Here is a 13,033-nt window from a genome sequence, read left to right on the forward strand (position 1 = left end):
GTTCCCAGGCCGATGCAGGGGCGTCGTGTGCCCCGGTGGCGGGGGCGGCCGAACCGTCGGCGGGGTCCGGGTCCCCGGCGGGGCTGCCGTCTGCCGCGTCGGCGGGCCGTGCCGGTGCCGACGCCGGTGGGCCGGACCCGGTGTCCGGGCCGGTGGCGGGGGCCACCGGAGCCCCGGCCGGGGCCGTGGGGGAGTCGCGGTCCGCTCCGGTGGCGGGGCCGGTCGAATCCCTCGGTGGGGAGCCGCATGTGCTGTATGTGCGGTTCCAGCGGGGGAGTGGGGCGCTGGGGGAGGATGTCTACCAGGGGCTGCTGGCGTTGCTCGGGGAGCTGACGCCCGTCGTCGAGGCGCTGCCGCCCGATGCCGCGTTCGCCGATGTCCGCGGCGCGCTGCGGTACTTCGGGCGGGACGCCGCCGGTCTTGCGGGGATCGTGCGGGTCCGGGCGCTGGCCCGGTACGGCGTCGACTGCACCGTCGGGGTCGCCGCCAACCCCATGCTGGCCCGGATGGCCGCCCAGGACGCCTCGCCGGACACCCCCGGCGCCGTCCGTACCGTGCCCGACGAACCCGGCGCCGTCGCGGCGTTCCTCGCCCGCAAGCCGCCCACCGCGCTGCCCGGCGTGGGTCCGGCCACCGCGCGCACCCTGTGTGCGTACGGGCTCGACAGCGCCGCGCGGATCGCCGACGCGCCGCTGGGCACCCTTCAGCGGATCCTCGGCGCGGCGACCGCGCGCACGGTGCACGCCTGGGCCCGCGGTATCGACCCGGCGCCCGTCACCCCGAACGCCCCCACCCGCGCCATGGGCGCCGAACACCGCTTCCGTCACGACGAGTTGGACCCCGTCCGGCGGCGCCGGGCGCTGCTCACGCTCGCCGACGGGCTCGGCGCCCGGCTGCGGACGAGCGGGCAGACCGCGGCCGTACTCGTGCTCACCGTCCGGTACGCCGACCGCTCCACGACCACCCGCTCCCGCACCCTGGCCGAGCCGACCGCCCACACCCCGCTGCTGACCGCCGCCGCGTACGCGCTGCACGACGCGCTCGGGCTGCAACGGGCCCGGGTGCGGTCCGTAGCGCTGCGGCTGGAGGGGCTGATGGACGCCGAACTCGCCGCGCACCAGCTGACGTTCGACCCCGCGGACGAGAAGTCCCGTCGGCTGGAGGCGGCGGCCGACCGGGCGCGTGCCCGCTTCGGTCCGTCCGCGGTACGGCCCGCCGGATTCCTGGACGTCGTGTGAAAAGTGCGTAGACATTCCTTCACCGGTCGATGGCTGGATGCCTTTGCTACTCACGCGTAATTTCTTCTCAGCGCACCACCACTTGTGATCCGGATCGCAGGACGCGCCGTCAGTGCAACTCTCTCTCCCCCACAGCGAGGAGTTCATGTGATGCTGCCCTGGAGGCATATCCGTGGCATCAACGGGTTCCAGAAGCCGCACAAGTCCCAGAAGTCCCAGAAGTCCCTGAAGGCCCGCAGGTCATCCCGCACGTCCCGCGGATTACTGCCCGCCCTGGCGCTGACCGTCGCGATGACGGCCGTACCCACCGCGGCCGAGGCGGCGAGCGCGGGCGCCTCGGTCAGCAGCGGCTGGAACAACTACTCCTGCAAGCCGTCGGCCCAACATCCCCGCCCCGTGGTGCTGGTGCACGGCACCCTGGGCAACTCCGTCGACAACTGGCTGGGCTTCGCCCCGTACCTGGTCAAGCGCGGGTACTGCGTCTTCTCCCTCGACTACGGGCAGTTGCCGCTCGTGCCCTTCTTCCACGGCCTCAACCGGATCGACAAGTCCGCCGAGCAGCTGTCCGCCTACGTCGACCGGGTACTCGCCGCCACCGGCGCCAAGAAGGTCGACATGGTCGGACACTCGCAGGGCGGCATGATGCCCCGCTACTACCTCAAGTTCCTCGGCGGGGCGCCGAAGGTGAACGCCCTGGTCGGCCTCGCCCCGAACAACCACGGCACCACCCTGTCCGGACTGACCAAGCTGCTGGACTACTTCCCGGGCGCCGGTGATCTGATCGCCAAGGCCGCGCCGGGGTTGATGGACCAGGTCATCGGCTCGGACTTCCTCAAGCGCCTCAACGAGGGCGGCGACACCGTCCCCGGGGTGCGGTACACGGTCATCGCGACCAGGTACGACGAGGTCGCCACGCCGTACCAAGGGCAGTTCCTGTCCGGCCCCGACGTCAAGAACGTGGTGCTCCAGGACCTGTGCCGGACCGACATATCCGAGCACCTCGCGATCGGGCTCACCGACGGCCTCGCCTTCCACGAAGCCGTCAACGCCCTCGATCCAGAACACGCCACTCCGACGACCTGTGAGTCGGACGACTGACTCTTGACAGAAGGCGGTTGACGGCCCGGTGCGCGCCCTGCCTCGGTTCTGACGAGCAGGGCGCGTCGCCCGTCGGCCTGGTCCGCCTCCCGCGTACCAGCCCGGCGTCGACGCCGGTCGCCGTGGTGCGGGCGGGTCCCGCTGATTCGCCTTATTCGGCGATCAGCTCGACCGCGATGTTGCCCCTGGTCGCCTTCGAGTACGGGCACACCTGGTGGGCCTGCTCGACCAGGCCGCGGCCCTTCTCGCCCTCCAGCTCCGCGGGCAGCTCCACGCGCAGCGTCACCTTGAGGCCGAAGCCGCCGTCGGCCTCGTCCTTGCCGATGCCGACCTCGGCGGTCACCGAGATGTCCTTGGTGTCGACCCCGGCCTGGCGGCCGACGAGACCGAGCGCGCTGGCGAAGCAGGCGGCGTAGCCCGCGGCGAACAGCTGCTCGGGGTTGGTGCCCTTGCCGCTGCCGCCGAGCACGGGCGGCATGGCCAGCGCCAGGTCGATCTGGCCGTCGGAGCTCACGGCGCGGCCGTCGCGTCCGTTGGCCGTGGCGACCGCGGTGTAGAGCGCATCCATGGAGACCATCCCTTTCAAGTCCGGTGCGGGGCGGGCGCTCGGTGCGCCCGCCCCGGATCGATACGAAGTACAGCACACAATTAAGTTGTGCACAACTAAAGGGTACGCTGGAGGCATGTCACACCAGTCCCGCCCCGACCTCCTCCGGCTCGATCTCCAGCTCTGCTTCACCCTGCACGCCGCCTCGCGCGCCTTCGGTGGCGTCTACCGCCGGATACTTCGCGAGACGGAGCTGACTTATCCCCAGTACCTGGCGATGCTGGTGCTGTGGGAGCACGGGGAGATGCCGGTCAAGAGGCTGGGGGAGTATCTGCGGCTGGACTCCGGCACCCTCTCGCCGCTGCTCAAGCGCATGCAGACGGCCGGTCTCGTCCAGCGCGAGCGCAGCGCCCAGGACGAGCGCTCGGTGACGGTGCGGCTGACGGCGGAGGGTGCGGCGCTGCGCGAGAAGGCGCAGGACATCCCGCTGAAGATCGGTGAGGCCAGCGGTCTCGAACTGGAGGAGATGGTGGACTTGCGCACGCGCCTCCAGCGGCTGACGGCCGCGCTTGACGCGGCGCTGGCCGCCGAGGAGGCGGAGGGGGACGAGGACGCCTGAGCGCAGGTCGGCCGCGTACGGGCGTCGGTTACGGACTCGGGTACGGACGCGTCGTACGGACATGGCGGAGCCGGCTTCCGAGGGGGGACAGCAACCCCCCGGAGCCGGCTCCGGTCCGCCCCGCCTGCGGCCCGCGGCAGTGGCGCCGTGCCGCCTTGCGGGGACGGACCTGGAGGAGTCGGCTCCGAGGGGGCGGTCGATGAACCCTCGGAGCCGACTCCGGCCTGTGGCCCGGCCTGTGGCCCGGCCTGCGGCCCGCGTCAGCCGCGGCCGCGCCGCGCCGTCCTGCGGCGGCTGTTCACGGTGAACAGCAGCGCCGCCCCGGCCGCGAGGACCGTGGCACCGCCGATGGCGAGGGTGGTGGTGTTGTCGTCCCCACCGGTCTGGGCGAGGTGGTCACCGCTGCTGTCGATGGCGGTGGGCGCCTTGGCGTTCTTCGCCTCGAGGTTGCTGCCGGTCTCGGGCTTCTTGGTGTGCTCGGCGGCCTTCCTGCCGTGCTTGGTGTGCTTGGACTCCGCCGCCTTCGGCTTGTGGCCGCCGTGTCCATGGTGATCGACGGTCGACTTCTCGGCGCCCTCGGCGATCTGTGCGTCGCTCGGCGCGGACGCCTTCGGAGCCGGCGCGGCCGGGGCCGACGACTCCTTCGGGGCACCGGCGGCCCCGGCTGAGCCGCCGAAGGTCACGTCCGAGCAGGTGTAGAACGCCTCCGGGCTGTCCGAGCGCTGCCAGATGCTGTAGATCAGATGGCGGCCGGACTTCTTCGGCACCGTGCCCGTGAAGACGTAACTCCCGTTCTTCAGCGTCGGGTCGGTGACCTTCGCGAACGGCTTCGCCTCCAGGTCGGACCAGGTCAGCCGCTTGGTGGGGTTGTAGCCGTCCTTGGTGATGTACAGCTCGAAGCTGCCCTTGTGCGGGGCGGTGGCCCGGTAGGTGAAGGTGTGGGTCCCGGCCTTCATCGCCGTGGCGGGCCAGTCGGCGCGCGGCAGATCCAGGCCCTTGTACTTGTCGCGGCCCGCACTGCACAGCTTTCCGTCCGGGATGATCTGCTTGCTCCTCCCGGCGGCGTCGGCGATGTTGACCTCGTTCCAGTCGTACAGCGGCTGGGTGCCCATGGCCGCCACCGCCGCCTTGCAGGCCGCCGATCTCGGGCTCTCCGGCCCCTCGGCGTAACAGGCCGACACCCGGCTGACCGGGTCCTGCATCGAACCGTGGGCGGTGGCCGGGGCCGCGCTCAGCGTGGTGAGGGCGAGCGGCACCACACCGAGGGCGGCGATCCGTGCGACCTTGCGACGAGCGGTCATGGTGGGTAACTCCTGTTGCTGATGGGGGTGTGGGGGTGGCGGGGGGCGACGCGCAGCACGCTAACCACGCCCATCAGGCCGTTTGCCGCGCTTATGGCGGCGTTAAGGAGCAGCTCAGACTGAGCTGAGAATGACGCCCGTTTCGGACCGGAGTGTGACCGTCCGCTGTCTGCCCGGGATGGTCGGCCCGCCCGGCTGATCCCGAGCGCGCGAGCCCGCGCATGCCGAGAATGGTGGAGTGATTGCGGAGGGCCGGGTCCGTGGGATGGTGACGACATGACCGGAACGAACTCTCGTACGAACGACGCCGCTGGTCCCGGACGGACGCCGTCCCCGACCCCCTCCACGCCGGTGTCGCGCAGGTCCGCCGTCGAGCTGGTCGAGGCCGTCCTCGACCCGGGCACCTGGCGGTCGTGGGACGAACCGGTCGAGATCACCACCGAGGACCCCGACTACCGCGCCGACCTGGAGCGAGCGCGTGAGCGCACCGGGCTCGACGAGTCGGTGATCACGGGGGAGGGGCGGCTCGACGGGCGCCGGGTGGCCTTCGTGGCGTGCGAGTTCCGCTTCCTCGCCGGGTCGATCGGCGTCGCCGCCGGGGAACGCCTGGTCCGGGCGGTGGAGCGGGCCACCGCGGAGCGGCTTCCGCTGCTCGCCGCCCCCGCCTCCGGCGGGACGCGGATGCAGGAGGGCACGGTCGCGTTCCTGCAAATGGTGAAGGTGGCGGCGGCGATAACCGACCACAAGGCCGCGGGCCTGCCCTACCTCGTCCATCTGCGCCACCCCACGACGGGCGGCGTCCTCGCGTCCTGGGGCTCCCTGGGGCATGTCACCGCCGCCGAGCCGGGCGCCCTCATCGGCTTCATGGGTCCGCGCGTGCACGAGGCGCTCTACGGCGAGGAGTTCCCGCCCGGCGTCCAGGTCGCCGAGCATCTGATGCACCACGGCCTGATCGACGCCGTGCTCCCCGCCAGCCGCCTGGCGGGGGTGGCGGCGCAGGTCCTGCGCGTCCTGTGCGGAGACCCCACCCCCGAGGGCGCCGGGCGGGCGGCGGGATCCGCGTCAGCGGCCGGGGCGTCCGAGGGCCCTGCCCTCGGGTCCGGCGCGGTGCCCTCCGCCGAGGAGTCGATACGGGCCTCCCGGCGGCCCGACCGCCCCGGGGTGCGGGATCTGCTGCGTATCGCCGCCGAGGACGTGACTCCGCTCAGCGGCACCGGCGCCGGTGAGCACGATCCCGGGCTGCTGCTCGCCCTCGCGCGCGTCGGCGGCACACCCTGTGTGGTGCTCGGGCACAACCGCCGCAGCGCGCGCGAGGGCGAGGCCGGTGACGGGCCGGGGGAGGGGCAGCCGCTCGGCCCCGCGGGGCTGCGGACCGCCCGGCGCGGGATGCGGATCGCCGCCGAACTGGGGCTTCCGCTGCTCACCGTCATCGACACCGCGGGCGCGGCGCTCAACCGCGCGGCCGAGGAGGGCGGGCTCGCCGGGGAGATCGCCCGCTGCCTCGCCGATATGGTGACCCTGCCCGCGCCCACCCTGTGTCTGCTGCTCGGTCAGGGCGCCGGAGGCGCCGCGCTCGCGCTGCTGCCCGCCGACCGGGTCGTGGCGGCGCGCCATGCATGGTTGTCACCGCTGCCGCCCGAGGGCGCCTCCGCGATCCTCCACCGCACCACCGAGCGGGCGTACGAGGTCGCCGGACGCCAGGGCGTACGCTCCGCCGATCTGTTCGCCCAGGGCATCGTCGACCGGATCGTGGACGAGTCCGACGCCGAAGAGGGCCGCCCGGAGATCTTCCTCGACCGGCTCGGCCGTATCCTCGGTGCCGAACTCGCCGCCCTCCGGGCGCGGGACCAGGACGAGCGACTGGCCGCGCGCCGGGCTCGGCACCGTCGTATCGGGGTATCCGGTTGACGGCGAAACAGGACCAAACAGGCAGACCGGCCCGGCGAATTGGCAGTCTTAGGCATGCCTAACCTAATCTCGGGCCGTGAACGAGCATGATCCCGAGGCGGCACCACGGCCGCCCTTCTCCCCTGCCCGGCGGCCCGACCGGCTCCATCTCCTCGCCGTCAACCCCACCGACTCCGTCACCGAGGGATTCCTCCCGGCGGCGGCGAGACTGGGGCTCGCGGTCACCCTGCTCACCGACCAGCCCGAGGTGCATGAGCGCGTCTACGCGCGCCTCCGGGCGGCCGGTACCGCACCCCTGCCCGAACTCGCCCTCGAGCACTGCGACATACGGGACTTCCGCGAGGTCATCAGCCATATCGCCGCCACCGGACAGCGGCCCCGGGCGATCTTCACCAACAGCGACCACCTCCAGGCCCAGGCCGCCCTCGCCGCCGACTACTTCGGCCTCCCCGGCAAGGACTGGCGCGCCGCACTGCGCACCAAGAACAAGGCCGAACTGCGCCGTGCCCTCGCCGCGGCCGGCGCCGACACCGTCTGGTCCACCGAACTCGGCACCGGACAGGACCCGTCCGCCCTCACCGGGCTCGACGCGCCCTACCCCTGTGTTCTCAAACCGCGCGAGGGTGTGGCCAGCGAAGACGTCGTACTCGTCGCGGACGCGGCGGAACTGGTCGCACAGTGCCGCGCCATACGCGAACGGCGGCCCGGCGCGGCGCTGGTGGTCGAGGAGTACCTCGACGGTGAACTCCGCACCCTCGAAACCCTCGGCGACGGCCGCACCCTGCATGTCCTCGGCGGGTTCCGCACCGAACTCTCCCCGCCCCCGCACTTCATCGAGGAACGGCTGCGGCTGCTGCCCGCCCCGCCGCCCGAGCCGCACACCGGCCAGGTGCTGGACCAACTGCGGGCGCTGGGTGTCGGCTTCGGCATCTGCCACACCGAATACGTCGTCCAGGGCGACCGGGCGCGGCTGATCGAGGTCAACTACCGGGCCATTGGCGACCAGTGCGACCTGGTGCTCGCCGAACTCCTCGGCATCCCGCTCTTCGAGCATGTGCTGCGCACCCACCTCGGCGAGCCGCTGCCGGACGACCTCGGCGCGCGCACCGACGGCAGGGCCCGGATGGAATACGTCCTGGCGGACCGCGCCGGACGGCTGGTCTCCGCTCCGGCGGCGGACCTGAGCGAGCGCGACGGCGTACGGCTGGACTACCGTCCCCTGCGTGACATCGGCGAGGAACACCCGCTCTACCGCACCAACCGCGACTTCCTCGGCGTCCTGCGCGCGACCGGCACCGACCAGACGCTGATCGACGCCGCCGTGGCGGAGTTCCTGGCGGCCCATCGATGGGAGATCACGCCATGAGCGAGCCCGGGGCGGCCGACGGCTTCCGGTCCCGCACCGGCGGGTGCGGGAGGGCCGAAGAGGAGCTTCTCGGACGGGTGCTCGACACCCTGCTCCGCGAGGACGCGTACGGACTGCGCAGCCGCTCTCGCACCGTACGCCGCGCGGACGGGCGCGACTGGCTGCGGATCGCGCTGGAGGGCGGCGAGTGCGTGCTGTCGCTGCCGGTGGAGGACGACGGCTTCCAGTGCGAGATCCGGACAAGCCGCCCGGTACGGCTGGAGTGCGTGCCCCTGCCGGAGGCGGTGGGCGGCGATGTCGTGTTGCGGACGGTGGCGCACCTGTCAGGTGTGGTGCCGGATCCCGCGCGACGGCCCGTGCCGTCCGGGACTATGGCAATCGCTGTGCGGCCGCACCCTGGCGACGCCCCCGCCGCCAGGGTCATCGCCGGGTTCGATGCCGTCCTCGGGGTGCTGCGGCGGGTCGTCCCGGCCGAGGACCGGGCGGGCTACGACGCCTTCGTCGGCGAGTGCCAACAGGCCCTGGCCACCGCGCGGTTGCACGACCGCGTCCGCCCGACGGTCGTCGGGCGGCTGACCGCGCGCTACGGCCCCGGGTGGACCGGGATGTCCGGATCGCTCGCGTACGACACCCTCGCCGCCTTCCGCGATCACCCCGTCTATCCGACCGGCCGCGTCCGTTCCGGCTTCGGCGAGGTCGCCTTACGCGCCCATGCGCCCGAGTTCCACCCGACGTTCCCGCTGCGCTGGGTCGCGCTGCCCCATGAGGCGGTCGCCGGGGATCCCTCCCGGCTGCCCGGGTGGTGGCCCACACCCGCTGAACTCGGGCTGGGGCGCGGCCCGGACCGTACGCATCTGGCCGTCCCCGTCCACCCGCTCACCGTCGGCCGCCCGCTGGCCGACGCGCTGCGGGAGACCGGGCTCGATGGCTCCGCGCGGTTGGCCGAGCGTACGCACCTCGACGTCGTCCCCACCCTCTCGATGCGGACCGTCGCCGTCGTGCGGGACCCCCTCGTCCACCTCAAGCTGCCGCTCACCACCTCCACCCTGGGGCTGCGCAACCGGCGGACCGTCAAACCGGGCACGCTGATCGACGGCGAAGTGGCCCAGCGGCTGGTGGAGGCGGTGATCGAACGGGAGCCGCGGTTCATCGACACCGTGCTGCTCGCCGACGAGACCACCCATCTGCACGCCGGGCACGAGCTGTTGGCGGCCCTGGTACGCCGCTATCCGCCCGGTCTGGAGGGTGCCCGGATCGTGCCGCTGGCCGGGCTGCTCGCCCGGACACCGGACGGCGGTCTGGTCGTGGACGCGCTCGCCGACCGCTACTACGGCGGCGATCTGCACGCTCTCCTCGACGCCTACTACCGGCTGCTGTTCGACTTCCACACCACCCTGTTCGCCCACGGCATCGCGCTGGAGTCCCATCAGCAGAACACCTCCCTGGTGCTGGAGGACGGCGCGCAGGGCCCCCGCCTACGGCTGCTGATCAAGGACCATGACGGTCCGCGCGTCCACGCGATACGGCTCGCGGCGATGATCGGCGGGGGCGCCGCCGCCGATCTGTGCGGGTTCGACGACCGCAGGATCCTGACCGCGGGCGACGGGCCGGTGACCGATGTGTTCATCACCATCACCGTCCATCTGTGCGCCGCGGCCCTCGTCTTCGAGCTGGCCGCGCTCGGCCGGGCGCCGCTCGACACCCTGCTGCGGCAGCTGCGCCACCGGCTCACCGAGGCCGTCGACCGGATGGCCGGGACCCGGCCGGGCGCGACGGCCGATCTGCTGCGGGCCCGGCTGCTGGACGCGCCCCGGCTGCCGGTCAAGGCGATGGTCACGGCGGGCACACTGCTGCCCAAGGAACGCACCGGCGCCGCCGACATCAACAAGCACTACGTCACCGGGCCCAACTACCTGCTGCGGGAGAGCGGCAGATGACCACCGAGCCGCCGGCCGGTCCACCCACCAGGCCGGTATCCCGCCCCGCACCCACCACCCCCCTCCGCACCCGCTGGAGCCGCTCGATGCCCTCGCCCTCCTCCCCGCCCACCGTCGCCACCGCTGTGGCCACCGCCGTGGCCTCCGCCGACGAAGTGGCCGCGCATACGCTCCTCAACTGCCTGCTCCGCGAGGTGTCAGGGCCGGAGCACCAGACCGTCGTCGCCGACGGACGGCTGCGGCTGCGGCTGCCGCGCTGCGGGGTGCTGCTGCGCGTCGGACTGCGCCGTACCTCGCTCATCGGGGCCCACCGGTTCACCGGACCGGTCAGCGAACGGCGCGACGGCACCTGGACCGAGGTCACCTGGCGCGACCTCGCCGAGCTCATCCACCGGGAACTGCATCTGCGCACCGGGGTGCGCAACGACGAGTTCCTGGACCAGGTCGCCTCCAGCCACGCGGGGATGACGGCGGCCCTGGAGGAGCGGGAGAAGGCCACCGCCCCGGCCCCGGCCGTCCCGGCGGACGATGCCTATCTGGCCTCCGAGCAGTCGCTGTTCTTCGGCCACCGCTTCCACCCCACCCCCAAGGCCCGCACTGGCAGCGCCGATTCCTGGTCGCTGTTCGCCCCCGAGGCCGGGGCCCGCTTCCCCCTGCACCACCTCGCCGTGCGCGAGGAGTTCGTCCGCGAGGAGTCCGTGTCCCCTGGGGCGCTCGCCGCCCTCGACCGGCAGCGGCCGGTCCCCGACGGCTACCGGCTGCTGCCCGCCCACCCCTGGCAGTACGCCATGCTGCGCGACCACCGGGCGCTGCGGGCGGCACTGGGCCGCGGTGATGTGCTCGACCTCGGGCCCGGCGGACCGGACTTCGCGCCGACCGCGTCGGTGCGGACCCTCTACGACGGCAGGGACTTCCTCAAGTTCAGCCTGAACGTGCGGATCACCAACTGCCTGCGCAAGAACGCCGACTACGAACTGTCCGGCGCCGTAGCGCTGACCCGGCTGCTGGAGGCGGTCGCCGCCGACCTCGCCGCCCGCTTCCCCGGCAGCGAGCTGCTCCGCGAACCCGCCTACCGCACCCTCGACCTGGGCCACCGCGAACTCGCCGAGGGCTTCGGTGTGATCGTCCGCGAGGGGCTGACCGCCCGGCTGCGGCCGGGGCTGACCGGGCTGCTGGCGGCGGCCGTCGCCGATGAGTACCCGACCGGCGGCGCCCAGGTCTCCCGGCTGCTCGCCGGGGCCGGGCCCGATCACGCGCTGGCCTGGTGGGAGGCGTATCTCGGACTGCTCGTCCCGCCCGTGCTGGCCGCCTACTTCGACCACGGCGTGGTCCTGGAGCCCCACCTCCAGAACGTGGTCATCGGCGTCGACGCCTCCGGCACCCCGCGACAGGTGCTCTTCCGCGACCTGGAAGGCACCAAGCTGCTGCCCGACCACCACACCGCGGCGCTCGCCGCCCTGCCGCCCGCCGTCGCCCGCCCCATGACGTACGAGCGTGAGCGCGGCTGGGACCGGGTGGTGTACTGCCTGCTGGTCAACCATGTCGCCGAGATGGTCGCCGCCCTCGCCGACCGGCATCCGCGGCTGGAGCCCGCCCTGTGGTCGGCCGTCCGCCGGACGCTGTGCGAACGCTCCGCCGCCCATGACGATCCGCCCCCGCTGCGCGCCCTCGTCGCGGGCGTCCCACTGCCCGCCAAGGCCAACCTCCTCACCCGCTGGGCCCGGAAGGCCGACTGCGAGGCGGGCTACGTCCGCATCGCCAGTCCGCTCGCCTCCGCCCTGCTGTCCGAGGCGGCCCATGTCATCTCACCCGGGAGCAGCCGATGATCACCCCATCCGTCGCCGACCGCGCCACCGCTCTCAGCGGCGACGACCTGCCCGCCTACGTCTACGACCTGACCGCGCTCGCCGCCCACGCCCGTACCGTACGCGAGGCCCTGCCGCCCGCCGTCGAGCTGTACTACGCGGCCAAGGCCAACCCCGCGCCGCGCGTTCTGGCCGCCCTGGCCCCGTACGTCACCGGCTACGAAGTCGCCTCCGGCGGTGAACTGGAACATGTCCGCGACGCCGTGCCCGGACGGCCACTGGCCTTCGGCGGACCGGGCAAGACCGAAACCGAACTGCGGCGCGCGCTGAAGCTGGGTGTGGAGCGCTTCCACGTCGAGAGCGAGCACGAACTGCGGCTGCTGGGCGAGATCGCCGGGGCCGGGGGCCTCACGGCCGAGGTGCTGCTGCGCGTCAACCTCCCACTGGGCGAGGGGGAGTTGGGTGGCGCGGCGCTCGCCATGGGCGGCCGCCCCAGCCCGTTCGGCCTCGACCCGGACCAGGTCGAGCACTGTCTCGGCCACTTCACGGCGGACGGCGGCCCGTTGCGACTGCGCGGGATCCACGCCCATCTCGCCAGCGGACTCGACGCCCAGGCCCAGGTGGGTGTGGCCGGACGGATCGCCGCCTGGGCCCAGGAGCTGTCCGACCGGCACGCCCTGGGGCTCACCGAGGTCAACGTCGGCGGCGGCATGGGCGTCGACTACACCCGCCCCGAGGAGCGCTTCGACTGGGCCACGTACGGGGCGGGCCTGGCCGAAGTGGCCCGCCGTCACCCCGGACTCACCCTGCGGATCGAACCGGGCCGATCACTGACGGTCTACTGCGGCTGGTACGTCACCGAGGTGCTGGACCTCAAGCACAGCGGGGGCGAGGCGTTCGCGGTACTGCGCGGCGGCACCCACCATCTGCGCACCCCGGCCACCAAACAGCACGACCAGCCCTTCCGGGTGCTGCCCGCCGACCGCTGGGACCGCGCGTGGCGGCGCCCCGCTGTGACGGGGGAGAAGCTGACGTTGGTGGGCCAACTGTGCACCCCCAAGGACGTCCTGGCCCGGCAGGTGCCGGTGGACGCCCTGCGGGTGGGTGATCGGATCGCCTTCGCCCTCGCCGGTGCCTACGCCTGGAACATCTCGCACCATGACTTCCTGATGCATCCGAAGCCGGGCTTCCACTACCTGGGCGGCTGACCGGTC

Annotated in this window: 10 protein-coding genes; 8 read left to right on the plus strand and 2 right to left on the minus strand. The window is 72.9% G+C overall.

All coding sequences use genetic code 11. The features are described from left to right. Positions 1–185: 185 nt before the first annotated feature. On the plus strand, positions 186–1,238 hold the full coding sequence (locus tag AC4BEG_RS27630) for a DNA polymerase Y family protein (RefSeq protein WP_490707223.1): 1,053 nt from the start codon (positions 186–188) through the stop codon (positions 1,236–1,238). A 291-nt stretch (positions 1,239–1,529) separates the two neighbouring features. Continuing rightward, complete coding sequence (locus AC4BEG_RS27635) at positions 1,530–2,336, plus strand: esterase/lipase family protein (protein WP_490707224.1); 807 nt, start codon at positions 1,530–1,532, stop codon at positions 2,334–2,336. Between the two features lie 151 nt (positions 2,337–2,487). Here the strand turns inward: AC4BEG_RS27635 and AC4BEG_RS27640 are convergent, their stop codons facing one another. Next, a complete protein-coding gene (locus AC4BEG_RS27640; protein WP_490702434.1) occupies positions 2,488–2,904 on the minus strand; it encodes an organic hydroperoxide resistance protein in 417 nt (138 codons plus the stop codon). Positions 2,905–3,019: 115 nt separating this feature from the next. Here AC4BEG_RS27640 and AC4BEG_RS27645 point away from each other — a divergent pair, with 115 nt between their 5' ends. Continuing rightward, positions 3,020–3,502: a MarR family winged helix-turn-helix transcriptional regulator gene (locus tag AC4BEG_RS27645; RefSeq protein WP_490702435.1), complete on the plus strand. Its 483-nt coding sequence runs from the start codon at positions 3,020–3,022 to the stop codon at positions 3,500–3,502. A 260-nt stretch (positions 3,503–3,762) separates the two neighbouring features. Here the strand turns inward: AC4BEG_RS27645 and AC4BEG_RS27650 are convergent, their stop codons facing one another. Further along, positions 3,763–4,803 (minus strand): lytic polysaccharide monooxygenase auxiliary activity family 9 protein, encoded by a 1,041-nt coding sequence (locus AC4BEG_RS27650; protein WP_490702436.1) that lies wholly within the window; start codon positions 4,801–4,803, stop codon positions 3,763–3,765. 276 nt (positions 4,804–5,079) lie between these two features. Here AC4BEG_RS27650 and AC4BEG_RS27655 point away from each other — a divergent pair, with 276 nt between their 5' ends. From AC4BEG_RS27655 to AC4BEG_RS27675, 5 genes are all read left to right on the plus strand, one after another. Beyond that, on the plus strand, positions 5,080–6,711 hold the full coding sequence (locus tag AC4BEG_RS27655) for a carboxyl transferase domain-containing protein (RefSeq protein ID WP_490702437.1): 1,632 nt from the start codon (positions 5,080–5,082) through the stop codon (positions 6,709–6,711). A 76-nt stretch (positions 6,712–6,787) separates the two neighbouring features. After that, positions 6,788–8,077, plus strand: a complete 1,290-nt coding sequence (locus tag AC4BEG_RS27660; RefSeq protein WP_490702438.1) for an ATP-grasp domain-containing protein — start codon at positions 6,788–6,790, stop codon at positions 8,075–8,077. After that, positions 8,074–10,014: an IucA/IucC family protein gene (locus tag AC4BEG_RS27665; RefSeq protein WP_490702439.1), complete on the plus strand. Its 1,941-nt coding sequence runs from the start codon at positions 8,074–8,076 to the stop codon at positions 10,012–10,014. Before AC4BEG_RS27660 ends, AC4BEG_RS27665 begins: the two co-directional genes overlap by 4 nt. A gap of 86 nt (positions 10,015–10,100) precedes the next feature. Continuing rightward, positions 10,101–11,840: an IucA/IucC family protein gene (locus AC4BEG_RS27670; RefSeq protein WP_490707225.1), complete on the plus strand. Its 1,740-nt coding sequence runs from the start codon at positions 10,101–10,103 to the stop codon at positions 11,838–11,840. Next, complete coding sequence (locus AC4BEG_RS27675) at positions 11,837–13,027, plus strand: type III PLP-dependent enzyme (protein ID WP_490702440.1); 1,191 nt, start codon at positions 11,837–11,839, stop codon at positions 13,025–13,027. Before AC4BEG_RS27670 ends, AC4BEG_RS27675 begins: the two co-directional genes overlap by 4 nt. Positions 13,028–13,033 lie beyond the last annotated feature (6 nt).

The sequence above is a fragment of the Streptomyces sp. JLBJ103 genome (genome assembly GCF_058215575.1).

What these genes read in the sequence shown, in the direction of transcription:
- AC4BEG_RS27635 (WP_490707224.1), top strand. Translation starts at nt 1,530, where the DNA reads ATGACGGCCGTACCCACCGCGGCCGAGGCGGCGAGCGCGGGCGCCTCG.
- AC4BEG_RS27670 (WP_490707225.1), top strand. Translation starts at nt 10,101, where the DNA reads ATGCCCTCGCCCTCCTCCCCGCCCACCGTCGCCACCGCTGTGGCCACC.
- AC4BEG_RS27675 (WP_490702440.1), top strand. Translation starts at nt 11,837, where the DNA reads ATGATCACCCCATCCGTCGCCGACCGCGCCACCGCTCTCAGCGGCGAC.
- AC4BEG_RS27655 (WP_490702437.1), top strand. Translation starts at nt 5,080, where the DNA reads ATGACCGGAACGAACTCTCGTACGAACGACGCCGCTGGTCCCGGACGG.
- AC4BEG_RS27665 (WP_490702439.1), top strand. Translation starts at nt 8,074, where the DNA reads ATGAGCGAGCCCGGGGCGGCCGACGGCTTCCGGTCCCGCACCGGCGGG.
- AC4BEG_RS27645 (WP_490702435.1), top strand. Translation starts at nt 3,020, where the DNA reads ATGTCACACCAGTCCCGCCCCGACCTCCTCCGGCTCGATCTCCAGCTC.
- AC4BEG_RS27650 (WP_490702436.1), bottom strand. Translation starts at nt 4,803, where the DNA reads ATGACCGCTCGTCGCAAGGTCGCACGGATCGCCGCCCTCGGTGTGGTG.
- AC4BEG_RS27640 (WP_490702434.1), bottom strand. Translation starts at nt 2,904, where the DNA reads ATGGATGCGCTCTACACCGCGGTCGCCACGGCCAACGGACGCGACGGC.